Origin of the sequence: Ramlibacter aquaticus, assembly GCF_015159745.1 — a bacterium.
Taxonomy (GTDB): domain Bacteria; phylum Pseudomonadota; class Gammaproteobacteria; order Burkholderiales; family Burkholderiaceae_C; genus Ramlibacter; species Ramlibacter aquaticus.
This window is the reverse complement of sequence record NZ_JADDOJ010000016.1, coordinates 1-21,746: the sequence shown is the minus strand read 5'-3', so window position 1 is coordinate 21,746 and position 21,746 is coordinate 1. Positions and strand designations below refer to the sequence as shown.

The window sequence follows — 21,746 nt, the reverse complement described above, 5'->3', positions numbered from 1 at the left end:
GGAGAGGGCTCTAGCCTTCTAGGAGCCGTCGAAGCTAAGAAGGTCGTCGAAACCGATGGGCCCCTTGCGAGGGCCCGACCCGGTCACCGGGCTTGCAACCCCGGCGACGGGCAAGGCAGCCGGCGCAGAGACAGGAAACGGTGCATAGGCAGACACCGGAAGTGGTGCCGCCACCGCAACGTCACCCGGTTCCTTTCCCTTCTGCTGCAAAAAATCGAATCCGACCCGGGCCAGGTAGACCAGCTCGCGCGCCCGGTAGCGTCGGTCGGAGCTGGAAAACCACTTGTAGAAAAGACCCATGCCGGAATCGACCGTCACATGGGCGCGCTCAGCATCGCGCTTGGCAACAGTCGCGCGGCTCATGCGGACTGCCCCGCGCGGCTGGCACTGGCGGCGACACGTTCGGCCGCCGAGCAGAAGCCCCGGACGTTGGACATCACGGAATCGGCCTCGATCCGCATGATCGGCTTGAGCTTCGGGTGCGTGGCAACCAGGACTTCGGCGAAAACCTCGGCACCGCCACCGACCATGATGACGCGGTTGAGGTCATTGAAGGTCTGAACCTTGGCATGCATCACCGAAAGCGCCGACTGAACGCTGCGCTGCAGGACCGGCCAGTACTGCTCCACGGGATAGCTGACCCCCATAGCCTTGATCGCAGTGCGCTCGCGGATGGCCTTGTCGACCATGTTGATCATGGGAGTCTCCTTCACCCAGTCCGGGTCCAGCTTCTCCGCAACCGCGCTGCAGTAGGAGAGAACACCGAACTCATTGGCACCCGAGCGGTTCCCGTTGGGCAAAAACCCGTCAGTCGTCACGAGGTAGTCCATCGTTCCGCCGCCGATGTCGCAGACCAGGGAAGCACCCTCGAGCTGGTCGCCCGACTTGTCGGCGAAGTGAATCAGAGCGCCAGCCGGCTGCATGAGCACACGGACGTCCTCGACCGTCACAGTCATAGTGCCGCGCCCCCGGTAGTTCGGGACCTCATGGACCCCCTGAAGGCGCGCCTTGAGGTCATCGCGGTAGATCCTGTACGTCGACAACGGAAGGCCCACAACCAGGTGGGCAATACGCACCGGACCGGTCGCACGTGCGAGCTGGCCGATGTGGGCGAGGGCTCCCCGCGCGAGGGCCAGGTAGCGGCCGCTCTTGACGTAGTTGCGTTCCACATGGCGGGGCTCGAAAGCGCTGGCCAGCGCCGTCGCGTCCTCGCCAACGAAGTAATGCAGGCCGTCGATGGTCACCACGAAGCCGTTGTGACGCTCCTTGGTGTCGATGGTGTCAACGTCCTCCGATTGCAGGACTGGCGCGATGGAGGGGAAAAGGCCGCATTGCATCGGCTTGTCGGCCGCGGCCCTGACCGCGTACTTCGTATTGAAGTAGCCAACATCGATGGCTGCCGCCGGGATGGTGAAATGCTGCTCGGGCTTCATGACGCTCCTTGGGTTAAATTGGGCAAACGGAGTGTCGAGCGCCTCGGCCTCGCGGCGCAACCGATATGGGGCTGCTTGGCGAAGCGGAGCCAAAAATGGGCCGCGTACCAAGGAAGCAGTAGGCCAGTGCTCAAGGTTGGCGAAAGCGGCCCAACTCTGTAGCAAGGTGGAATGTCAGTACGACAGGCGGGACGCTGGCAACAGCCGGCCGTTCAATCAGAAGCCTCCATCTGACGCCACAGCTTGCCCCCTCGCCGGCAGTGAGGCCCTAGACGCTGTCGGACCCTGGCTGACTCGAATCCACTTTCTGGCCGTTGCTGAGGCAGGCCTGCTTGACCGCTGTCTCGCAGCCTAACGAGCGCTACGCAGGAGCGGTTCGGATTTTTTCTCAACCGAGAGTCTTGCTGAAACCTAGCACTGGCGCGGCCTGGAGGCACCACCATCAACGGAAGACGCAGGGGAAGAAAAAAGTAGGGGCCCGGATCTCTTGCCACAGTTCTAGCCGCGAGATAAATTAGCTGCACGTTGCTCTGAGAGCGGCAGCAGGCGGTTGAAAAGCCGACCTTGCCATCACCAAGACGTCAGCCCTGAAAAGCTGTCGCCCCACTGGGAAACCGGTGGGAAATCGAAGCCACTGGCTTCGCGTCGCTTCCTCACCGGGAGAGACGAAAACCAGCGCTGCAGGCCGCATACGCCTGCCACGTACCACCCCACGACAGGGGTAACACGCCCGTTCCAGCGATATGGAACGGCCAGGCTCACGGCCTGGAGGTGGTAACGGCAAACACCGTCTGCCCGCTGCAAGCTAACCACCATCCCCGAGGGGATGGGCTGTATGGAGTCCTGACCTATTCACAGGGCGTCCACGGTTCTGCCTTCCTGACTGGAAGGCGCCAGGCAAACCTTTCCCGTTCCCTTGAACAGAGACCCACCGCAACCCGGTGGCAGCAGACCAGCCGCACCTACTGCTCGCGCAGCAGGTTCCCCGATGTGGGAGTAAGCGCTCTGGTTGTCTACCTCTTGTTCAAGCGGCGTCCACCCGAGTCGGTGATGACGAAGGGAATGCAACGAGTTCAGCACCGTGCGTGCTGCTCATGGTTGGCCCCCAGCAGGGCCCGCGCCTCGTTGGCGCGTGATCTCACTCAGCTTCTGGCTGGGTGCTTTGCCTCCCAAGGGAGGCAAGGGACCGTGGAGGATTCGCCCCTCTCCAACGGCACGGCGTAGCTTGCTCAAGTACTGGGGGCGGACATTCGACTCGTTTTTTTCGGCAGAAGTGGATTTGGATAGGGAAGGAGCCTTCGGGGCTGGGCTGTGGTGCTTTCTATATGGAGGCTCCAGAGCCGAGCCAACCCGCAGGGTGGTTCGTGTGTAGTGGTCTTTTTTCAACATCTGGAGGTTTGGAATGAAAAAGCGCAAGCGTGGCAACTTCAAGGGCACGTCCTTCGGCAAGTCCATGGTGGGCGAGGAATGCATCAGCCGGCGCGAGCGTCGGGCGATCGACCGGGGGATCAGGGCACTGTCCGTTGCGTACTGGACAACCCTCGACCCCCAGGGCGCCGCTGCCAAGCAGGCGAAGGAGGAAGAACGCGAGCGGGTGGCGGCCATCCTGCTCTTCGCCTGCCTCGCCTACGAGGACCTCGACGACCAGCTGGACTACGCCTTCGAAGGTATGGACGGGCCGGTGAATTCCAGCCGCACCAGGACCCTGCGTGAGGCCGTGACCGTGCAGCGCCAGGAGTACATCCGCACGGCGTTCAATGACGTCTACCTGGTTCCGGGTGGTGAGACCGTCAACTGCATCGACGCCCTGCGTCGCCGGCATGTGATCGGCCTTATCAAGCTCTGGCGCGGTGAGGAAACGCCGGCTTCCGTCATCCAGAACCGCGTTCGCTCCCTGCGCCACTGGCTGGTCCGCACTGGCAGGCGCGAAGTGATTCCCAAGGGGGACGAGTGGGAGTGCGTCTTGGGCGCCCACGGGCTGGCGGAACCTGCGGTGGTTGTTGCCTAGCTGCTACAGGTCGGGAACCACTGGTGCCCCGACGCAGTCGGGGCTTGTCTACTCACTTAGGAGGTGGATATGAATGGTAAGGACCGTGCTCCCTTGGACGGCGGCTCAGCGTCTGAGGATGAGAAGGACGAAAGCTCGCTGGGTCCGGGTGAACGCGAAATGACCTGGCGAGAGAGCAACAAGAAGATGCGCGGTGAGCGACTCGCCGAACTGGAAGCGGAGAAGAGAGTGGCGCGGCGCGAAGCCGTGGGCGACGCTCAAAGCGTGATGCGACAGGCCTGCCAGCGCCAACGCGACATCATCGCCCAGGTCAACTTTGTGCTGGGCCGCGTCGAGTGGCGAGCCATCAAGGGCAAGAAGCGCTTCTTGGGTGAGGGGTCCGTCACACGCTATGGCGAACACATCCGCAAGGCCTACAAGGATCTGCGCACCCTTCCCGAAGGGCGCGGCGTGCAGCGCTGCACCGATTTGCGGCGCAAGCACGCGGTCGCCCTCGTCAAGCACTGGCTTGAAACAGGCGTGGCTGCGGCCACCATTCAAAACCGCACCTCTGCGCTGCGTCGTTGGTTGGACCTGATGGGCAAGCCCGACGTCATTCCGTGCGATCAGGACTGGCTCACTATCCTGCGCCAGCACGGCGTCGATACCCGAAAGCTCGTGGTCGAGAAGGTTGCCGTGACCCCGAAGGACTGGGAGTCCAACGGCGTGGACCCCATGGAGCTCATCGAAAAGGTCTGGATGGACTGTGAGGTCGTTGGCGCCCAGTTGCTCGCGCAGCTCGAATTCGGTGCTCGTGTCCGCGAGAGTTATTCCACCAACCCCTTCATGGACCACATGGGCAACACCTACCACTTTGAGCGGGGCACGAAAGGGGGTCGCCGCCGCCAGGTGGAGCTTGACCCTGATCGGGTCGTTCGCGCTGGCCAGGAGGAGGCGCTGCGGCGCATCAAGGCCGTCGCGGCAAAGCACCCCAAGCGCTTCCTGGCCCGCCCGGGTGACACCGCCAAGCAAACGCGCAGTCGCTATTACTACATCACCCGCAAACACGGGATCACCCGCAAAGACTTGGGCGTGACTTCGCACGGCCTTCGCCACCAGTACCTGCAGCGCCGCTACAAGGGTACCTCCGGACTGCCCGCGCCGGTGCAAAACGAGGTCCCCGCCAGCGAGTACCTGACCAACGCTGAAGCCGTTGACCAGGCCATGCAGATCACGGCTCTGGATGCTGGCCACTGGCGCAAGCGCATCCAGGGCGCCTACACCGGCTCCGTGGGCAAGCTCACTAAGATTCAGCAGAAGAACATGAACGCCAACCTCGCGCTCCTGCAGGACCGCGAGGATGTGGACAAGGTGCTCCAGGACTTTGGGGCGACCGGTTTGTGGTTTATCGGCCGCGCCGCCAGCGGCCTGAACATCGGCGACGGCCAAGCTTTCGACATGGTCGTCCTGCGCGACAGTTACCCGACCAACGAAGAGCGCAAGGCTCTGGTCCAGCAGCTGCAGGCGCTCACCGGCAAGCCTATGCGGATCAGCGTGATTGTCGGGATCGACGAAGTCTCGTCCGACGCCCTAGAAGTTGTGTACCTCAGCCAAAGTACCCCCCTGCTGCGCAGCGGCACTTAGCCCAAGGAGATCTCAAATGAACTTCGGCAACATCAGCGCCGTCTATCAACACCCCGTGCGTGAGCTCGCGTCGGCCACTACCCCGGCCGAGCAGCACACCCATGCGGACGGTCCCGGCACCTGGCGCCTCCACGTCAAGGGGGCCTACTTGCGCTCGGTTGCTAGGCTCGAGAAGAGCCGGGTTGTTGGCTCGCAGCTGGACGGCCGCAACCTGACCGGTAACTACTTGGGTCCGCTGACCCATGGCCAGAGCAACGCCCGCTGAGCCAGGAATAACGATGGACACCCTTTCCATCCCTTCCCAGGCCCGCGCCGGTACAGCCGAAGCCCTGGCCATCGGCATCCGCTCGGCTTGGCTGGTCCCCACCGCCTGCTTGGACGAACAGCGTGTCGTCATCGCGGCTGTCCACCCGGACCTGATGCGCATGCCTGATATGTACGACGCCCTCGACCAGGTGACCTGCCTGGAGTGGGTTCTCCAGGAGGTGCACCGCATGCCCGTCACCGTGCGGCTGTACTTCACTGAGCAAGCTGTGCCACCCTCAGGCGTGCCGCTGCACATCGTCGCCGGCCAGAGTCGGCCCTCCTTCCAGGAGCGCAGTCACTGACGCCCAGGCGCAAACCGCTGATGCCAGGCCCATGCAGATTGCAACTGTACTTCCCATCTGAACCCACTCCGGCAGAGAGCTCACCAGGTCCCAACCCATCATCAGCCAATCGGTCCTGCGCGCCCGCAAGCTGCGCATCCCCAACAGGTGCTCCGCGCGGACGCTTCTAACGCAGAGACCTTCCTCACTGACCTATGCCGAGGCGAGTGTGTTCAGCCCAAATGGCCAAGATCTGGTTGCCCAGATTGGCTTTTACGTGGCGCGCACGGTCGGTAGGAGTCGCCTCCAGCAACAACAACACTCCAAACCATCCCCAGCACCCCGATTTGCATCGCGTCGTACCCCACGAACGGAACTAGCATGACGTCCATGATTAGCGCTTGCGCGGCACGTATTCTGGGTAATGAGCACTCCGTCCTGTATGTCGGCCGCAGCGCCGTCCCCTCAGACGATGAGTTCTTCGCCGAGCGCGTCTCTATCCCACCAGGCCAACCTGTGAGCGTCATATCGCTCAGTGGCGGCTTGCGCGCACGGCTGATCCTACCCACCCTTCACCCCATCGCCCACGGCTACGTCGAGGTGATGCGGGACGGCGAGATCGAGCCCATCGCGTTCCTCGACCTCACCGTCCTGTCTCCCGCCCACGACGCAGAGGTGTGGAAAGCCATGTATGACCTGCAGCACGAGGATGAAGTGTTCTACCTGTTCCTCCTTATGATGCCCTGCATGGCGGCGTACTTCCGGGAGGTCGGCGCGGCCGCCCTCATCCGCGCCATGCGGTTCCGGCCATCCTGCGGCCTCACCGGCCACGAGCAGGCGGGAGTCTTCCAGGCGTTCGTGGACGGATTGCGCGCCGAGCGTGGGGTGGGTATATGCGTCATGCGCCAGGACAACCACTCCGCACCGCTGCTGTTCATGCACATAGGTGCCCTCCTGCGCTTCGGGGGGACTTTCTACACCCCCCTGGACAAGGCCGAACTAGGGCCTGTTAACACAAACTGCGAAGACCATCGGCTACCAGGACGAAGCTGAGGAAGCCAAGGAACATCGCATCGAGTTTCTCGAAGCGAGAGAAGATGCGCCGGAAGCCCTTGAGGCGCCGGAACAAGCGTTCTACTTCATTGCGCCGCTTGTACATCTGGCGGTCGTACTCCCACGGCTCGATGCGGGTCTTCATCGGCGGCACCACCGGGATAAATCCAAGGTCGAGCGCGAGCTGGCGTGTCTCGTTGCCCTCGTACGCTCGGTCCATGAGCAGGTGAATCGGGCGGCTCGTTGCGCCCAGGCTCTCCAGCAGCCGCCTGCCTTCAGGGGCGTCATGAGCCTGCCCGGGCGAAAGGCTGAACGTCACGGCCGTTCGAGCATCCGCGGCAACCATATGAATCTTGGTGTTCCATCCACCCCTGGATTTTCCAATGGCCTGCGGTCCGTTTTTTTTAACGCACCGGTGCCGTCGGGATGTACCTTGATGCTGGTGCTGTCCAGCGAAACCGCCTCGATTCTGATGCGCACCACCTGCTCGCGCTGCAACTGCTCGAACATCTTGTCCAGCACGCCCGCCTTGGTCCAGCGATTCATGCGCGTGTAGATGGTGTGCCAGTTGCCAAAGCGTTTGGGCAAGCCGCGCCACTTGCACCCGTGCTCGGCCACATACAGGATGGCATTGACCACTTGTAGATTGCTCAAGCTGACGTTGCCCCGCTGCGTGGGCAGGCAATGCTCGATGAGGGCAAACTGCTCAGGCGTGATTTCCATGCGCAGCAGTCTCGCGCTTTTCTTCTGACCAGTCTATTAGTGTTAACACGCCCTAGACGGAATGAAGGTGCGGCTTGAGGTCGCGCTCCCGAGTGAGAGCAGCGAATTCCCTGGGCCCGAGAATCATGGAATCGTTGAGGGATTCGAGCTTCGTGCCGTAGCCAAGGTGGACCAAGTAAAAGCCCGCCGGGTTTTCGGCTAGCGTCAGCCGTTTGACCTTCCAATAGCCGCCAGAGGTGTCGATGAATACCTGCCCTTCTCGCGGAGCGGGAGGGGCATCGTAGGCGGGTAGGGGCGAAGTGGTACTGCTCACGGACTGACTCATCGGGGGTTACTTCAGCGTAACGCACATGCGGTGTGAGTCGCGTAGGCCAACACCGTGCCTCACGGATGAGTAGCGAAAATGCGTCGGCCCACCCAGTCAGGCCGAATTGGCTAGCTTCTAGCAGTGCGTTTGCGGCGAAGGAAGTATGCGGAACCGCTCGGCTGGCCTGGCTACCGCAGAAGCTTCGCGAACCTTTGGCGGTACGGGGCCGTCGCACGCTCCGCCTCAGTCTGCATCGCCTCGTACATCTCAAGGGCCCGCAGCCCGAGTGGCGTAACCGTCGCCCCACCTCGGGTGGCACCGCCGCGACCAACTTCGACCAAGGGCTCCAGGAACTGCTCGTTCATGCTCTTTACCAGCAGCCAGGCGCGGCTATAGCTCATTTCCAGCTCGCGAGCGGCCGCGGCGATGCTGCCCGTCTGGCTGATTGCGCGCAAGAGTGACGCCTTGCCAGGGCCCATGGCAACGCCGGCCTTCACTGACACGCGGAAGACCAAGGCTGGCTGATTCTTGGCAATGCTCACCATTCGAAGGATACCGCCCAGAGCTCTCGCTTTCTGGTTCCGTTATATTCTTGAAAATATATCGGAAGACCATGAAGCGACGTGAACTCCTGCCCCTGATGCTTGCGAGCGCGGCAACTCACACCTGGGCGCAGACGAGCGTCACGATTGCCGCTGCTTCAGACCTGAAGTTCGCGCTCGATGTAATCGTCGCCGGTTATGAGAAGTCGACCGGCCGCGCGGTACGCGTGACCTATGGCTCGTCCGGCAACTTCGCGCGCCAGCTCGAGCAGGGCGCGCCATTTGACATGTTCATGTCGGCGGACGAGGGCTTCGTCAAGGCACTTGCTACCAAGGGGTTGACCGCGGATGAGGGCGCGCTCTACGCGTCAGGGCGCATCGTGCTTTTCTCGCCTTCGGAGACCGCGTTCACGCCCGACCCGGGCATGGAGGGTTTGAAGGCCGCGCTGGCCCAAGGTCGCGTCCGAAAGTTCGCCATCGCCAACCCCGAACACGCACCGTACGGGCGGGCAGCGATGCAAGCGCTCCAGGCCAAGGGCCTGTGGACTCAGCTCGAGCCGAAGCTCGTCATGGGGGAGAACGTCTCCCAGGCAGCCCAGTTCGCGGCAAGCGGAAGCACGGAAGGCGGCATCTTCGCGCTGTCACTTGCGCTCTCGCCAAATTTTGGGGGACGGGGCAAGTACGCCGTCCTGCCAGAACCACTGCACCAGCCACTGCGGCAACGAATGGTGCTGATGCGCAGGGCCGTGCCGGAGGCCAGGGCCTTCTACGAGTACCTGCAAGGGCCAGCGGCTCGAGACGTATTCAAGAGGTTCGGCTTTCGGCTCCCGGGAGAGTGATGGACTGGGACGCGCTTCGGCTCTCGTTCACGCTGGCGCTGGCCACCTGCGCGGTCCTGTTGCCGCTCGGCATCTGGGTCGCCCGTCCACTTGCTCGCTCCCGTTCGTCTAAGCGCTGGCTGGTCGAGGCCGCCCTCAACTTGCCGCTGGTGCTGCCCCCGACTGTGCTCGGGTACTACCTCCTGGTGGCCATGGGCGCCGCGTCGCCCTTGGGTGCGCTCTATGAGCGCCTGACTGGACACACCTTGGCGTTCTCCTTCGAAGGACTGCTGCTCGCGTCCATTGTCTTCAATGTCCCGTTTGCGCTGGTGCCGATGCTCAGGGCATTCGAGGCGGTGCCGCAGGAAATCCTGCAGGCCGCGCGCATGTGCGGCATGACGCCGGCGCAGGCTTTCGCGCGGGTGGAGTTGCCGCTTGCATGGCCAGGCGTTCTGTCAGGGTTGGTGATGACGGCCGCTCACACGCTCGGGGAATTCGGAGTGGTGCTGATGGTCGGCGGGAGCATTCCTGGCCAGACGAAGACGGTGGCCATCGCCATCTACGACCGCGTGCAGGCCTTCGACATGCGCGCGGCCGGGATGATGTCCGCCTTCCTTCTCGTGGTTTCGCTGCTGGCGCTTGGCCTAGCTGCACGCCAGGGTAGAAGCGGCCGCGCCTTCTGACCATGCTGCAGGTCAACATCCAGCAGACCGAGCCCGCCTCTTTGCAGGCCAGTCTCGAATGCGCTCCCGGCGAGCTTGTGGCGGTGGTCGGCCCCTCGGGAGCGGGGAAGTCGACGCTGCTGAAATCCATCGCCGGCCTGCTGCCGGGAGCCCGTGGCTTTGTGCGTGTCGGCGAGTCCACCTGGCTTGACAGTGAGCATGCCGTGAACGTGCCGACTCACGAACGTCGGGTCGGCTTCGTGTTCCAGAGTTATGCGCTCTTCCCGCACATGACCGTACTGGAGAACGTGATGGCGGCGGCCAGCGGAACCGGCCGGGACAAGCAGGAGCGCGCAGCTGCGGTGCTCACAGCCGTGAGGATGGGAGGGATGGAGGGCCGCCGGCCTGGTCAGCTCTCCGGTGGGCAACAGCAGCGCGTCGGGCTTGCGCGCGCCCTGGCGCGGTCGCCCGAGGTGCTGCTATTGGACGAGCCATTCTCCGCGGTCGACCAGATGACGCGCGAGCGCCTGTACGAGGAGCTCGCGGAATTGCGTTCAACGCTCTCGATTCCGACGCTCCTAGTCACCCATTCAATTCCGGAGGCCCAGGTGCTTGCCGACAGGGTGGTAGTGCTTCACCACGGCAAGACCCTGCAAGGAGGCACCCCCGAAGAGGTGTACCGCCGTCCCGCAGATGCCGAAGTGGCGCGCCTCATGGGGCATAAGAACGTGTTTTCCGGAGAGCTGGACTCGGACTCGGGGCAGGGCTTGGCCTGGAACGGCCTGCGCCTGGAGGTCAGCACGAAGACTTTGCCGGGCCCAGTGGACTTCTGCGTGGCGACAGACGACGTGAGGCTCACGGACCCAGGTGCGCTCCCGGTCAATTCCTTCGACGCGCGCGTACTTCGCCTAGTGCCCATCGGTTCGGACACGAGGGTGTACGCGGAGCTGCCGAACAAGGCGGTCGTGGCGTTCAGCGGGCCCAAGCACGTGCTACGGCGGCGAAGCGTTTCGGTCGGCGAGACGATTCGGCTCACGCTCCCGCCTCAGGCGGTGCACGTCATGCCAAACGCGAACGCAGAGTCGTAGGGCCGTATCGCGGGCCTACTTGGATGCCGCGCTGACCAACCCATGGATAGCTCGGTATGGAGAGCAATTCTGAACCCCTGGAGGAACCTGCCCTAAGTCCTTGTCAACACGAATGTTCATTCGAGTCCAAAAAATCAAGATGCCTGTTGCAGCTTCATGACCTCGGCGTGGACCTGGCAGGGGAGAACTTCCAAGGGCACGCTGAATTTCGATTCAAGTGCCGGCGCTGCGACTGGGCTTCTTGGAAGTACGTCCCGGTCGGGGGTCCGGGGCTACCGCCGATTCCTTGGCAGATGCGATTTCTTCGGAAGCCGCTGCCGGCGCCTGCGCAGTCGGCGGACCAAGCGTGAAAGCCGCCCGCCGTCCCAGCCCTCTCAGAGAGTTCGTTTTCGACCCTGAGATGCGGGTCTTGGGGTCGCCAGCCTCGCCTGCCACGCCCTTCTTGATGCTGGAGGCCGAATTTGCCGCCGCGGTGCGGCGCAGGCGCGCACAACCTTCGTACTGGTTGCAACTTCACTTTGGCTTTCTGTGCGAGGAACGTCGAAGAGAGACGCGTCGGGTGCAGACAGAGTGGCAAGTCGGGCGACAGCCCGGAGATTGGATTTGGGCCAGCCTCGAAGGTGCGGTGCGCTTCATGGGCGCGCTGGAGCAGGGCCACCTGCTCGTGCTGCGTCGAGGAAGCACTTTCGCATTGGCGAACGAGCTTCGTTCTGGCTGGCGAGCTCAAGGAGTGGTGGTGGGCCAGTACCGGCCGCACGGCGAGGCCGCACGGCTGGGCGACGCGACTAAGCAGGGGCAGGGCGAAGCCTAAGACACCAGTTACGCCGACGGCGTGCTGTTTCGTCGGCGCGCGAGCAGTCTTTCCTTCGCGCCGGCGCCGCGGTTGCGGCTTTCCTCGGCCGCTTGCTCTGTGCGAACCACGAGCGCCGAAGGCTCCTGGATGTCTCCGGTGAGCTCCACACGTTGCATCCACTCTTGCAAGGGACGTGCGAGGTCCCACTGCCAGGCCAGCTTCTTGAGCAGGTCCAGGTCCAGGACTGAGAAGTCGACGTCCTGAGGAGCCTCCTTCATGGGACTGCGCGGCGAAAGCGCCAGGTACAGCCAGTGCAGGGCGGCCACCTCGGGTTTGGCGATAGGGAAGAAGCGGCCGGCTTGCAGCATTGAGCGCTCGTCTGCCTCGGTCTTCGGGAACAGCCTTTCCGGAAGCGCGCTGAATCGGAACACCTGTCCGCCACTGGTCTTGACCGTGCCCACGTTTGGAACGTTGTTCGCTCTGAACGGAAGTACGGCGGTGACGATGGCAGCGGGGTTGTTCAGGAAGCCGCACTCGCCCAGAACGGACTCAAGCGACACCAGGGCCCCTGAGCGGATGTGACGCGCAGCTTCGGCAAGGTCCACGGTGGGGCGCGCGCGTCGATTCAGGTACAGGCCTCGACTGACTTTGAGAAGAGCCCGGGCCTCTACCAACCCGTCAATCGCTGCTCGAACCGTTGCTGGCGCGGCGTTCGGGCGAGCTGTTTGCACTAGGCGCGTCAAATCCTCCGTGCTGCACACACGCGGCGCGGACGGTTTCTCAAGCGAGCCAAGTAGCGCATATCGCCACTGGCTGGAGATTGCGGGGTTCTCGAGTACGGCTTCCATCACTTCACTCCCGGCATGGCAAGCGCCTTGCCTTGTTGGTCACTCTCCTGCTGCTTGACGGCAGCTTCAAGCCACTGTTCGACGCGCTCGGCCACGTTCACGCGCATCTCTTCGTAGTCTTCCTCAGAGATGGCGTCGACCGTCTCCGGACGAAGGTAGGGCGCCACGTCTTGCTTGAAGCGTGCGTAGTCCATCTTTTCGACCTTGGCCCAGAGCTCGTCCAGCGCCAGCTGCAGTCGTTCGCGCTCTTGGGTGACCAGCAGCTTGGCCGGGTCCTCAAGGGGCGTCTCCAGCAGCACACTCAGGTCGAACAAGTCGCGAGCGGCGTCTCTTTTCGGGTCCGTCAGAGCCAGCACCTTGCAAACGGCCAGAGCCTGCTCGTCGAGCGTGAGCACACGGCTGCCCTTGGCGGCACCCTCCGCGAAATCCGGGGACAGCTCAACTTCCTTTGTCTGGAAGTCGGCTGTCCAAGGCCGGCGCGAAATCTCCACCGTCAGGGCGATTGGCCGGGCAGAACCGGGGGCGCGTCCATTCACCTTCCAGCGAAGGGTCGTGCCAGTCTGCTTCGGCTCGCTCCAGGTCGCGTCCTCGATAAGGCCAGGCTGCTTGGTGACGCGCTCGAGGGCCCTGCGAACGATGCCTTGGAGCCGCGCCTCGGAGGCTGGGCCCACGGCGTCCAAGTCGATGTCCTTGGTGTACCGCGTACTGCCCATCACAGCGCGCATGGCCAAGCCGCCCTTGAGCACCAGCTCCTTGTGGGCAGCCTGGCTCATGAGTTCTACGAGGAGCCGGGCTTGGAGGAGCTCTCGGCTGAAGGCGACATCATCCATTTAGCACCGTAAGTATAGCACACTGTGTTTATCGTGCTAAGAATGAAGCAGCTTGGCCCCACGCCAGTGTACCTACCGTGCTAACAAACGCAACCGTCCTCAGGAAAGCAGGGCAGCAACTTGGTCGCAGGCGTCCCGCTCAGCTTCAATGCCGTGCCGGCCTTTCCAGGTGCACCAAGTCGCGAAGGCATCTCCGTTGAGCCCCGGGCCATGCCTGAGCTCATAGATGCGGCCGCTGCGAGTGCGCGCGAGCCGCCTGCAGGGGTCGAGCGCTTCGACGGGGGAACTCACCTGGCCGCGTCCTCCCTCGACACGCCAGCCCACCAGGTGCAACGTCCACGGCTTGTCTGGGCCGTCGAAAGGCACCTCCACTGCCATCCAAGCATCAAGCGTGCGGGTGGGCGGTTCGAGGATGGGTTCGGTGGACCACGGCATGGGCACCTCTGGACTGAGTTGCTGTATGGGCATACAGTATATCCATGGAAGCCCCTTCTCACGCTGAGCTCGCCCAGGTGCAAGCCGTAAGCGGCAGCACGGCCGGCGATGTTCTAGTGCACTGGCAATCGAGTTTCGGCCTCATCACCATCGAGGTCCGACAGGGGCAGGTCTACGTCAATGGGAGCTTGGTGCAGCTCGCCGGCGACGCGGCGGCCGGGGCGAACGTCGCCAGCTGACCGGGAAGGAAGCACGCCCCTCGAAGTACAAGAAGCTGCCAGGGCGTCGGCATCAGACCTGCGTGTCATCCGAGCGCATCAACGACTCGATGAGGGGGCAGCTGACCTTTCGCTTGGAGGTAGCGCATTTGGAGACCAACTCCTCGAGCGCGACCTCAAGTACCCGCAGTGTTTCAATCCGGTCCCGGACTTCCGCCAGCTTGAGCTCTCCCAGGTGACGCGCCGACGAGCACGCCTGACCGTCGTCGAGCGACAGAAGCACCTGCACATCGTCGAGGGAAAAGCCCAGCGATTGCGAGCGCTTGATGAACCGCAGCCGTGTGAGCGCCTCGCGCGAGTAGCGGCCTATGCTGCCAACCTCGCGCTTTGGCACCGCCAGCAACTCGCGGCGCTGGTAGTACCGAACCGTTTCGACGTTCACGCCAGCAGCAGCTGCAAGCTGCCCGATTGTCATTGACTGCATAGTGGGCTTGATTCCGTACTCACGTACGTACTTAGACTACACCAATGGACGAAAGCAAGCCAACCGACACTCGACCGTGGAGCACCGGTGCCTCCCTGCTGGCGGGCGCCGCTGCAGCTGTGGGCGCCTCGGCTTGTTGCGCCGGTCCGCTGGTGCTTGTCCTGCTTGGCATTGGAGGCGGATTAGGTTCGCGCCTGGTGGCATTGGAGCGCTACCAGCCGTACTTCATCGCCGCCACGCTTGCCTTCCTGGGCTTCGCCTTCTATCGCCTCTACGTTCGGCCCGCTCATTGCGCACCCGTAGACGCCTGTGCAGTCCAGGCCACGCGCAAGCGGCAGAAGGCGATTTTCTGGGTCGTTTCTGTTTTTGCCGTCGGCCTGATGGCCAGCCCCCTTTACGCACCGCTTTTCTACTGAGGTCTCCAATGAAATCGTTGTTCACTCTTCTTGCGACGCTCACCCTTGCCGTTGGCGCCCATGCCGCTGGCGGACACAGCGCCACGCTTGCTGTCAGCAACATGGACTGTGCGACGTGCCCCATTACGGTCCGCAAGGCCCTGGAGAAGGTGCCCGGCGTCGACGCCGCCAAGGTCGACTTCAAGACGAAGCTGGCGGTGGTTTCGTTCGACCCGGCCAAAACCAAACCAGAAGCCCTCGTCAAGGCAACCACCGATGCCGGCTACCCCTCCACCGTGAAGCAGGTGCAGTGACGTGACGGCTGTTGTTCTGGAGTCCACGCTCACGTGCCCCGAGTGCGGGCACGTGAAGAGCGAGACCATGCCAACAGACGCCTGCCAGTGGTTCTACGAATGCGAGGGCTGCAAGACGGTCCTTCGCCCCTTGGCGGGCGACTGCTGCGTGTTCTGCTCCTATGGCACGACCAAGTGCCCGCCACTGCAAGCGTCAGGCAAGAGCTGCTGCTCCTGACCCAGACCACGTTAACCCTCGCCCCGCAAGAATGGAGGCCCACCATGGCCAAGCAGTACGACCTGGTGGTCATCGGGGCCGGCACCGCGGCGATGACGGCGGCCAGCAAGGTTCGCGCGGCGGGCCGCTCCGTCGCGGTCGTTGACCACCGGCCGTTCGGTGGCACATGCGCCCTGCGCGGCTGCGACCCCAAGAAGATGCTGGTGGGCGGGACATCAGCGGTGGACCATGCGAAGCGAATGCGCGGCAAGGGGGTTGCTGGTGAGGTGACCGTCGATTGGCCAGAGCTCCAGTCGTTCAAGCGCTCCTTCACGGACCCAGTGCCCTCCAAGCAAGAGCAAAGCTACGCGAGCAAGGGCGTGGACACCTACCACGGCCTGGCACGGTTCATCGCGCCGAACTCTGTGGACGTAGGCGGCGTCGCTCTCTCCGCAACTCACATCCTGCTTGCCTCTGGCGCCGAACCAGTGAAGCTTGGCATCCCGGGCGCTGAGTACCTGGCCACCAGCGAAACCTTCCTGAACCTGCAAGCACTCCCCAGGCACATCGTTCTCGTCGGGGGCGGCTACATCGCCGCGGAGTTCTCCAACATCGCGGCATTGGCGGGCGCAAAGGTCACCATCCTTCAGCGCAGCGACCGCATGCTGAAGAACTTCGACCCTGACGTGGTCGGCTGGCTAATGGAGAAATTCACGGCACTTGGGATTGAGGTGCGAACGCACGCTGCCGTGACGCGGGTGGACCGCATTGATACTGGATTCGTGGTCCATGCCGACCAGGCCGGTACACCGGTGACGGTCAGTGCCGACCTGGTCGTGCACGCCGGCGGCCGCGCGCCAGACTTCGAGGTGATGGACCTTAACGCTGCAGGCGTTCAACTCGAGCGGGGTCGGCTGGTGCTCAACGAGTTCCTCCAAAGCGTGACTAACCCGGCGGTCTACGCCGCCGGCGATGTCGCGCAGCGCGGACCCGCACTGACGCCCGTCTCCAGTCACGACGCCAAAGTGGCTGCCGCGAACATCCTTGAAGGCAATCACGCGCGGCCCGACTACCGCGCCGTGCCAAGCGTGGCGTTCACGCAGCCGGCAGTTGCCATGGTGGGGCTGACCGAAGAGGCTGCGAAGGCGCAAGGCTTGAAGTTTCGCGTCAAGAGCAGCCAGACGGCTGGCTGGTTCACCGCGCGCCAAGCTGCAGAGAGCACCTACGGGTTCAAGACTCTGGTGGAGGAGGGCACGGACCGAGTGCTTGGTGCGCACCTGGTCGGCCCGCATGCCGAAGATGTCATCAACGTCTTTGCCCTGGCCGTGCGGCACGGTCTTACCAGCCGAGAACTCAAGTCGACGATGTTTGCCTATCCGACCGCAGCCTCGGACATCGGGTACATGCTCTGACGCTGCGCCTGCACGACGGCGCATCTACTTCAAGAAGGCAATGGCGAGAACGGCGCCGGTGAAGCACACGCCACAGATTGCCGCGATGCTCCAGATGATGACGCTGCCTGCTCGCTCTCCATGGCGCAGGAACTCGTGGATTGCAGCAGGTAAAGGGATACGCTTCATGCTGGCCTCCTTTCTTGGGCTGCGGCCGGCGCACAGGTCATTGCTGGCCGGCGTGCCGGGGCAAGCTTTCGCGCGGGTGAGTTGACCCTGCGGCGCGCAACTCGTTCATCACATCCTGAAATGACTTGGGCTCGCAAAGCCACCGCTGCGCGACCCATCACCATCCTCTACCGGCTGGCACGCGCTCCATTCCGGACACCCCGAACTGCGTTGCCAAGAAGACGCTCACGCGCGGGTGCCACAGCGAGTGCAGCGGTTTGCCCGTAGTGCTCGCCTTGGTGTTCAGCGGGAAGTCGAACGGCCAGACGCCGGTACGACCCCTTTCTTCCACTCGCGACCCATTTGGGCTGAAAAAATGAACCAACATCCTCTGACCTACGACAACGGCGCGCGGCTTCAGACTCCGCCGCTGCAGGACCTGAACGAGGCGCTTACGAAGTTCGCCTTCCAAGGGTGTGTCTGCTTGATGGTCTACGGCATGCCGCGTGCCGGCAAGTCCACGGGCTGCATGATTGTTGCGGAGCGCGTAGAAGCTAAGAAGGCGGCTGTGGTGTACCGCACGGTCATCAAGAGCCTCACGGGAACGTTCAGCACACTGCTGCAAGCCTTGCAAATCAGCCGCGGTGGCCAAGTGAGGTTCCCGTCCCTGAAGGTGGAAAACGCCTTCGTCCGGCAGGTGAAGGTCGACTGCGACGAGATGGGCACCGAGCGCGTTTGGATTCTCATCGACGAGGCTCAGTACCTCAGTTACGAGCAGCTCATTGGGCTCAAAGGGATGCTGACCGAGATGGCAGCAAACGGCTTGGTGGGCTGGAACCCCCGCTGGTTCCAGCCAGGCGAGTCGCTTTGGTCCGTGGCCAACAAAGTGGCTTTCACGGCCTCGGCCAGCGTGAGCGACGTGCTGCGGCTCCTCGCCGGAGTTCTGGACCGTTGCAGGGAAGGGTGGCTGTTCCCTACGACCGACCAGGCAGTCGACGTCTGCGAGCTCATCGGGCTGCCGATGACGGCCGCAAAGGGCCAACTGTTTGCGGAACCTTGGCCAAGTTGGTGGTTCTGGCGCCGGGCAGGGCCTTAATCAGGAGAAAGTTAATCAGGATGCCGCGCTGACCAACCCACACAAGAGGAGTAGGCGTTCACTTTACATAAGACACATCGTATCTACTGGCGAGCGAAATAGGCCAAAATCTTTCTGCTGATGCCATAATGGAGGGCTGGAGGTTCACATGGCACTCGCGATCACGCAAGACGGGGCCGCGGCCCAGGTGTTGAGCAAGGCGACGGTGCGCTCTGCGGATCTGCTGGGGCTGAGCCGGGCCGCACTGGCCAGGATCATCGGGCTGAGCGAAGCGACCATCGGCCGCCTGGCTGCCGGCACGTACACGCTCGAGCTGGGCAGCAAGCCGGCGGAGCTGGCCACGCTGGTCGTGCGCCTGTACCGGTCGCTGGATGCCTTGGTCGGCAACGACGACGAAAGCCGCAGGGCCTGGATGCGCAGCCACAACACCGCCCTTGGGGCGCAGCCGCGTGCCTTCATCGAGACGGTCGACGGGCTCACCTACACGGTCCGCTACCTGGACGGAGCGCGAGCCCAGTCATGAGCGGCCTCTGGAACGAGGCCTGGTTCTTGGAGCACCGCCACAGCGTCCGCGACGTCTGGCGCGGCGTCGAAGCGCAGCATGTGATTGCCACCCTCCGGGTTGTCGACTCGGTGGCCGAACAGGAGCTGCTTGAGGAAGTCCTGGAAAGCAGCAAACCCGCCATACCGCGGAGCGCTCAGGGACTGCCCTACCTACTGTTTACGCCGTTCCGATACCGCTCGCCGCGGGCATCGCGGTTTCGTGAGGCCGGGACGGCTGGCGTCTTCTACGCAGCCGACGAGGAAGCCACGGTGGCAGCCGAGGTCGGCTATTGGCGGTGGCGGTTCATGATGGATTCGGAAGGCCTTCGCGCCCAGGGCCAGGTCATCACCGAGCACACGTTCTTGCAGGCGCGCATCAGTGGCCAGGAGCTGGACCTCACTCAGGCGCCATGGAACGAGCACCGCGATTCCTGGCGAGACCCTGAGAGCTACGCCGCCTGCCACGAACTGGTGAGGCTGATTAGGAGCGGGCATCCCAACATTGCCACCCTCCGCTACGAGTCAGCCAGGCGCGAGGGCGGGGCCTGCAATGTCGTCTTCGACCCTCAGGCGCTGTCGATGCCATCCCCGCATGCCCAACAGACCTGGACGTGCAAGGCCACACCTGGCAAGGTTATCTGGGCTCACCGCCGAGACCTGCTGGAGTTCGAGCAGCACCAATGAAAAAGCCCCGAAACCTTGCGGGTTCGGGGCTTTTTCATTTTTGGCTGCTTCACAGCAGCCGTGATCTTGTAGTCGACCACGTGGCTGCGCCGCCTCAGATACTGCTCGATCTGGGCCTTCTTGGGTGCAGCCTTGAAGTACAGATCCACAACCTGGTCGCTGCCACCACTCTTGGGGTGAATGACAGCGGTGAGCCGGTAGAACTGCTCGGGCTCACGCGCGCGCAACTGCCGCACGAGGCGCAGCTGAAGCTGCGGCGCAACGCCATGGCGATTTACCAGGACCTGGTCGACCAGCACGGGATTGCCGGCAAGTACAACTCGGTCAACCAGGTGCGGTACGGCTCGCACGCCGAGGTGCTCACGCTGGCCGCCGCCGGTGGCCACCCTGGGGGAATTTGCTCCACAGAGCCGGTGGCCAGCCCGGGGGAATTTGACGCGGCCGCGGGCGCCAGGCGATCTCGCGCTGGCTGCGGCGCGCAGCCAGCAGCGTCGCTATCGCGCTTCTGATAGGAGCGGATGGTCTTGCGGTCGATCCCCGTGACCCGCTCGTTGTCTGCAAATGCGGCTTCAAGACGTTCACTCCAGTTCCCCTCTTCGAGGGGATGCAAGGTAACGTCCTGCCCGCCACCGGCGGCCGGCTCGCCGCCGGCGCCTTCAGCGCGTCATCACGCCGTGGTCAGGTGGGGGAATTTGGGGTGGCCACACCCTTGGGAATTTGGGTGGCCATCGGGGGCCGGGACGGCGGCCAGGTCAAGCTGACCACCTTCATCCCGCTGAAGATCAGGGAGCGCGGCGCCAGCAAGGTGGTGGTGCGACCGGATGGGGCGGTCGAGTCGCCGGGCAAGGTCACCAGGCAGATTGACCAACCCCTGCTGGTGGCCCTGACGCGGGCCTTCTACTGGCAGCAGTTGCTCGATGATGGGGTGGTTGGCAGCGGCAGCGAGATCGCCCAGCGCGAAAGCCTGCACCACTCGACGGTCAATGAACTGCTGCGACTGACCCTGCTGGAGCCCGCCATCATCCAGAGCATCCTGGCCGGGCAGCAGCCCAAGTGCATGAGCCTGCTGTGGTTCCAGCGCAATCCGCTGCCGACCGACTGGGTGGCGCAGCGGGAGGTGGTGGCAGGGTTTGATGCCTGACCGGGTTACGAGCCCTCGATCACCCGTGCCACATCACCGCGGCATTCGGCGCACTTGCCCACCAGCAGCAAGTCGCCGCCCTTGATGTTTCCGCTGAAATTGGTGATCGTTGTTTCGTGATGGCAGTGGCCGCACCAGACGTTGGACAGCAGCCGCTGGCGAATGTCGGCAGGGATGGACTCCCAGCGCTGGCGGGCCGGCTTGGTAAAAGTGGGCAGTGATTCGATGGTCATGGTTCAGCGGACCCAGCGACGGGCGTCCTTCAAGAGCAGCAGCAATTGCTGTTCGCGCAGCGGTGACGCGATGAAACCGAACCCGGTGTAGAACCTCGCCGCTTCTTCATCGATGGGGTGGGTCAGCATGGCACGGATGCCGGCCTGCTCGGCAATCAGCATCGTGCGGCGAATCGAGTCCTGCAGCAGGCCAAAGCCTATACCTCGCCCCTGGTCGTGAATTGATACTGCCAGCCTCGCCAAGATCACTACCGGCAACGGATACTGCCCCATTCCCTTGCGGATGCGCTCCGGCGCCTCCAGCGTGTCGACTTGACCCACGGTCAGGCTGAAGTAGCCCGCCACGCGGCCATCGTCCTCGGCAACGACAAAGGTCTTGGCCGAGCCACTGCCCTGAGCCTGGCGGGCGTGGCGCAACAGCCAGTCATTCAGCGCGGGCTTGCCGCAATCAAAACCCTCCAGCCGATGCTGCGTGGCCAGGGGCTCCGGTGCGCGCAACGTCACTTCGGGTCCCAGGGCGCCTTGCGGGCAAACAGGTCACGCAACCCCTCGTTGGCCTGTTCGGGGCGATCCAGCAGATCCATCAGGGCGTGGTACTGGCTGCCCGAGACCATGAACAATCGTTGATCGAGCAGGGTCTGCTCGGCGGCCAGGCACGCGCTGTCGAGGATGAAGTCGGTCAACGACTTGTGGGCCACCTCGGCGGCCCGGCGCAGCACCACCTCCTGTTCGGGGGTGGCGCGCAGCCCAAGTCGAGCGGAGCGGGCGGAAGGCGACGATGCAACAGCAGTCATGGCAACACCTCTTTTGTTAGATCAACTGCTGCCATGTTAGTACAAGCGACGCACATTGTCTAGTTGTACTGGTGTCTGCTGGCCTTGGTTGACGGTGAACCTACGCACGTAAGTTGTTGATTTTGCTAGGTCGCCATCTGCGCCCACCCGCAGGCCAAACAGAGAACAGAGACGACTCTGGCCGAGAAAGTGGCCGATTTCGGGCGTTTCGGTGTATCCGTCCGGCCATCCCACATTGAATTTTGACCTCCACCCGGAGATGCTTGTGTCCACGAACTTTGCGTGGACACATGGACACTTCCGGAAAAATATCTGAGGTCGCAGCCCTACCCAAGCGCG

31 protein-coding genes are annotated in these 21,746 nt (G+C 63.4%); 19 read left to right on the top strand and 12 right to left on the bottom strand.

What is annotated here, in order from left to right; genetic code table 11:
- Positions 1-18 precede the first annotated feature (18 nt).
- Complete coding sequence (locus IM725_RS05975; protein ID WP_193779659.1) at positions 19-363, bottom strand: hypothetical protein; 345 nt, start codon at positions 361-363, stop codon at positions 19-21.
- Positions 360-1,433: a ParM/StbA family protein gene (locus IM725_RS05970; protein WP_193779658.1), complete on the bottom strand. Its 1,074-nt coding sequence runs from the start codon at positions 1,431-1,433 to the stop codon at positions 360-362. Before IM725_RS05970 ends, IM725_RS05975 begins: the two co-directional genes overlap by 4 nt.
- Positions 1,434-2,835: 1,402 nt before the next feature.
- On the opposite strand from IM725_RS05970, the gene IM725_RS05965 reads away from it, so the two are divergent.
- From IM725_RS05965 to IM725_RS05945, 5 genes are all read left to right on the top strand, one after another.
- Positions 2,836-3,441: a hypothetical protein gene (locus IM725_RS05965; protein WP_193779657.1), complete on the top strand. Its 606-nt coding sequence runs from the start codon at positions 2,836-2,838 to the stop codon at positions 3,439-3,441.
- Between the two features lie 69 nt (positions 3,442-3,510).
- Positions 3,511-5,064 carry an integrase domain-containing protein gene (locus tag IM725_RS05960; protein WP_193779656.1) on the top strand — a complete coding sequence of 518 codons (1,554 nt, stop codon included), beginning with the start codon at positions 3,511-3,513 and terminating at the stop codon, positions 5,062-5,064.
- A gap of 16 nt (positions 5,065-5,080) precedes the next feature.
- Complete coding sequence (locus IM725_RS05955; RefSeq protein ID WP_193779655.1) at positions 5,081-5,329, top strand: hypothetical protein; 249 nt, start codon at positions 5,081-5,083, stop codon at positions 5,327-5,329.
- 13 nt (positions 5,330-5,342) lie between these two features.
- The gene (locus IM725_RS05950; protein ID WP_193779654.1) at positions 5,343-5,672 is read left to right on the top strand and encodes a hypothetical protein; all 330 of its coding nucleotides are present in this window, start codon (positions 5,343-5,345) and stop codon (positions 5,670-5,672) included.
- 360 nt (positions 5,673-6,032) lie between these two features.
- The gene (locus IM725_RS05945; RefSeq protein WP_193779653.1) at positions 6,033-6,704 is read left to right on the top strand and encodes a hypothetical protein; all 672 of its coding nucleotides are present in this window, start codon (positions 6,033-6,035) and stop codon (positions 6,702-6,704) included.
- Here IM725_RS05945 and IM725_RS05940 read toward each other — a convergent pair.
- Both IM725_RS05940 and IM725_RS05935 read right to left on the bottom strand, forming a co-directional pair.
- Positions 6,661-7,427, bottom strand: a protein-coding gene (locus IM725_RS05940; RefSeq protein WP_227753571.1) for an IS5 family transposase whose coding sequence is annotated in 2 segments (ribosomal slippage) — positions 6,661-7,112 and positions 7,112-7,427 — 768 coding nt in all. Because the reading frame shifts where the segments join, the coding sequence is not laid out codon by codon here. The two genes, IM725_RS05945 and IM725_RS05940, sit on opposite strands and share 44 nt — an antisense overlap.
- Before the next feature lie 495 nt (positions 7,428-7,922).
- Entirely contained in the window at positions 7,923-8,276 is a 354-nt protein-coding gene (locus IM725_RS05935; RefSeq protein WP_321576188.1) for a winged helix-turn-helix domain-containing protein, read from the bottom strand.
- Between the two features lie 71 nt (positions 8,277-8,347).
- Between IM725_RS05935 and modA the strand changes: the two genes are divergently transcribed.
- The 4 genes from modA to IM725_RS05915 all read left to right on the top strand — a co-directional run bounded on the left by modA (position 8,348) and on the right by IM725_RS05915 (position 11,655).
- Positions 8,348-9,115 carry a molybdate ABC transporter substrate-binding protein gene (modA, locus tag IM725_RS05930; RefSeq protein WP_227753610.1) on the top strand — a complete coding sequence of 256 codons (768 nt, stop codon included), beginning with the start codon at positions 8,348-8,350 and terminating at the stop codon, positions 9,113-9,115.
- On the top strand, positions 9,115-9,777 hold the full coding sequence (modB, locus tag IM725_RS05925) for a molybdate ABC transporter permease subunit (protein ID WP_193779651.1): 663 nt from the start codon (positions 9,115-9,117) through the stop codon (positions 9,775-9,777). The genes modA and modB overlap by 1 nt, the downstream gene beginning before the upstream one ends.
- Before the next feature lie 2 nt (positions 9,778-9,779).
- Positions 9,780-10,844, top strand: a complete 1,065-nt coding sequence (locus IM725_RS05920; protein ID WP_193779650.1) for an ABC transporter ATP-binding protein — start codon at positions 9,780-9,782, stop codon at positions 10,842-10,844.
- A 445-nt stretch (positions 10,845-11,289) separates the two neighbouring features.
- A complete protein-coding gene (locus tag IM725_RS05915) occupies positions 11,290-11,655 on the top strand; it encodes a hypothetical protein (protein ID WP_193779649.1) in 366 nt (121 codons plus the stop codon).
- A gap of 8 nt (positions 11,656-11,663) precedes the next feature.
- Here the strand turns inward: IM725_RS05915 and IM725_RS05910 are convergent, their stop codons facing one another.
- From IM725_RS05910 to IM725_RS05900, 3 genes are all read right to left on the bottom strand, one after another.
- Positions 11,664-12,485 carry a hypothetical protein gene (locus IM725_RS05910; protein WP_193779648.1) on the bottom strand — a complete coding sequence of 274 codons (822 nt, stop codon included), beginning with the start codon at positions 12,483-12,485 and terminating at the stop codon, positions 11,664-11,666.
- Positions 12,485-13,315, bottom strand: a complete 831-nt coding sequence (locus tag IM725_RS05905; protein ID WP_193779647.1) for a nucleotidyl transferase AbiEii/AbiGii toxin family protein — start codon at positions 13,313-13,315, stop codon at positions 12,485-12,487. Before IM725_RS05905 ends, IM725_RS05910 begins: the two co-directional genes overlap by 1 nt.
- Before the next feature lie 99 nt (positions 13,316-13,414).
- Positions 13,415-13,750, bottom strand: a complete 336-nt coding sequence (locus IM725_RS05900) for a hypothetical protein (RefSeq protein WP_193779646.1) — start codon at positions 13,748-13,750, stop codon at positions 13,415-13,417.
- A 44-nt stretch (positions 13,751-13,794) separates the two neighbouring features.
- On the opposite strand from IM725_RS05900, the gene IM725_RS05895 reads away from it, so the two are divergent.
- Positions 13,795-13,989: a hypothetical protein gene (locus tag IM725_RS05895; RefSeq protein WP_193779645.1), complete on the top strand. Its 195-nt coding sequence runs from the start codon at positions 13,795-13,797 to the stop codon at positions 13,987-13,989.
- Between the two features lie 52 nt (positions 13,990-14,041).
- Here IM725_RS05895 and IM725_RS05890 read toward each other — a convergent pair whose 3' ends face one another.
- Positions 14,042-14,443, bottom strand: coding sequence for a MerR family transcriptional regulator (locus IM725_RS05890; RefSeq protein ID WP_321576187.1), 402 nt, complete (start codon positions 14,441-14,443; stop codon positions 14,042-14,044).
- Positions 14,444-14,496: 53 nt separating this feature from the next.
- On the opposite strand from IM725_RS05890, the gene IM725_RS05885 reads away from it, so the two are divergent.
- Genes IM725_RS05885 through IM725_RS05875 form a run of 4 tightly spaced genes read left to right on the top strand, consistent with a single transcriptional unit; the run spans position 14,497 to position 16,769 of the window.
- Entirely contained in the window at positions 14,497-14,868 is a 372-nt protein-coding gene (locus IM725_RS05885; RefSeq protein WP_193779643.1) for a mercuric transporter MerT family protein, read from the top strand.
- Between the two features lie 8 nt (positions 14,869-14,876).
- Positions 14,877-15,161 (top strand): mercury resistance system periplasmic binding protein MerP, encoded by a 285-nt coding sequence (gene merP, locus IM725_RS05880; protein WP_193779642.1) that lies wholly within the window; start codon positions 14,877-14,879, stop codon positions 15,159-15,161.
- Between the two features lies 1 nt (position 15,162).
- Positions 15,163-15,378, top strand: a complete 216-nt coding sequence (locus tag IM725_RS20320; RefSeq protein ID WP_287065938.1) for a GDCCVxC domain-containing (seleno)protein — start codon at positions 15,163-15,165, stop codon at positions 15,376-15,378.
- Between the two features lie 44 nt (positions 15,379-15,422).
- Complete coding sequence (locus IM725_RS05875; RefSeq protein WP_193779641.1) at positions 15,423-16,769, top strand: dihydrolipoyl dehydrogenase family protein; 1,347 nt, start codon at positions 15,423-15,425, stop codon at positions 16,767-16,769.
- A gap of 24 nt (positions 16,770-16,793) precedes the next feature.
- Here IM725_RS05875 and IM725_RS05870 read toward each other — a convergent pair whose 3' ends face one another.
- Positions 16,794-16,937, bottom strand: a complete 144-nt coding sequence (locus IM725_RS05870) for a hypothetical protein (RefSeq protein WP_193779640.1) — start codon at positions 16,935-16,937, stop codon at positions 16,794-16,796.
- A 355-nt stretch (positions 16,938-17,292) separates the two neighbouring features.
- Between IM725_RS05870 and IM725_RS05865 the strand changes: the two genes are divergently transcribed.
- The 5 genes from IM725_RS05865 to IM725_RS05845 all read left to right on the top strand — a co-directional run bounded on the left by IM725_RS05865 (position 17,293) and on the right by IM725_RS05845 (position 20,380).
- Entirely contained in the window at positions 17,293-18,012 is a 720-nt protein-coding gene (locus IM725_RS05865) for an ATP-binding protein (RefSeq protein WP_193779639.1), read from the top strand.
- A gap of 148 nt (positions 18,013-18,160) precedes the next feature.
- The gene (locus IM725_RS05860) at positions 18,161-18,535 is read left to right on the top strand and encodes an MbcA/ParS/Xre antitoxin family protein (RefSeq protein ID WP_193779638.1); all 375 of its coding nucleotides are present in this window, start codon (positions 18,161-18,163) and stop codon (positions 18,533-18,535) included.
- A complete protein-coding gene (locus tag IM725_RS05855) occupies positions 18,532-19,239 on the top strand; it encodes an RES family NAD+ phosphorylase (protein WP_193779637.1) in 708 nt (235 codons plus the stop codon). Before IM725_RS05860 ends, IM725_RS05855 begins: the two co-directional genes overlap by 4 nt.
- A complete protein-coding gene (locus tag IM725_RS05850) occupies positions 19,236-19,748 on the top strand; it encodes a hypothetical protein (protein ID WP_193779694.1) in 513 nt (170 codons plus the stop codon). The genes IM725_RS05855 and IM725_RS05850 overlap by 4 nt, the downstream gene beginning before the upstream one ends.
- Positions 19,749-19,843: 95 nt before the next feature.
- On the top strand, positions 19,844-20,380 hold the full coding sequence (locus IM725_RS05845) for a hypothetical protein (protein ID WP_407692502.1): 537 nt from the start codon (positions 19,844-19,846) through the stop codon (positions 20,378-20,380).
- Between the two features lie 5 nt (positions 20,381-20,385).
- On the opposite strand, the gene IM725_RS05840 is transcribed toward IM725_RS05845, so the two are convergent.
- Genes IM725_RS05840 through IM725_RS05830 form a run of 3 tightly spaced genes read right to left on the bottom strand, consistent with a single transcriptional unit; the run spans position 20,386 to position 21,407 of the window.
- Positions 20,386-20,613: a hypothetical protein gene (locus IM725_RS05840; RefSeq protein ID WP_193779636.1), complete on the bottom strand. Its 228-nt coding sequence runs from the start codon at positions 20,611-20,613 to the stop codon at positions 20,386-20,388.
- Positions 20,614-20,616: 3 nt separating this feature from the next.
- Positions 20,617-21,117: a GNAT family N-acetyltransferase gene (locus IM725_RS05835; RefSeq protein ID WP_193779635.1), complete on the bottom strand. Its 501-nt coding sequence runs from the start codon at positions 21,115-21,117 to the stop codon at positions 20,617-20,619.
- Complete coding sequence (locus IM725_RS05830) at positions 21,114-21,407, bottom strand: type II toxin-antitoxin system TacA family antitoxin (RefSeq protein ID WP_193779634.1); 294 nt, start codon at positions 21,405-21,407, stop codon at positions 21,114-21,116. The genes IM725_RS05835 and IM725_RS05830 overlap by 4 nt, the downstream gene beginning before the upstream one ends.
- Between the last annotated feature and the right edge of the window lie 339 nt (positions 21,408-21,746).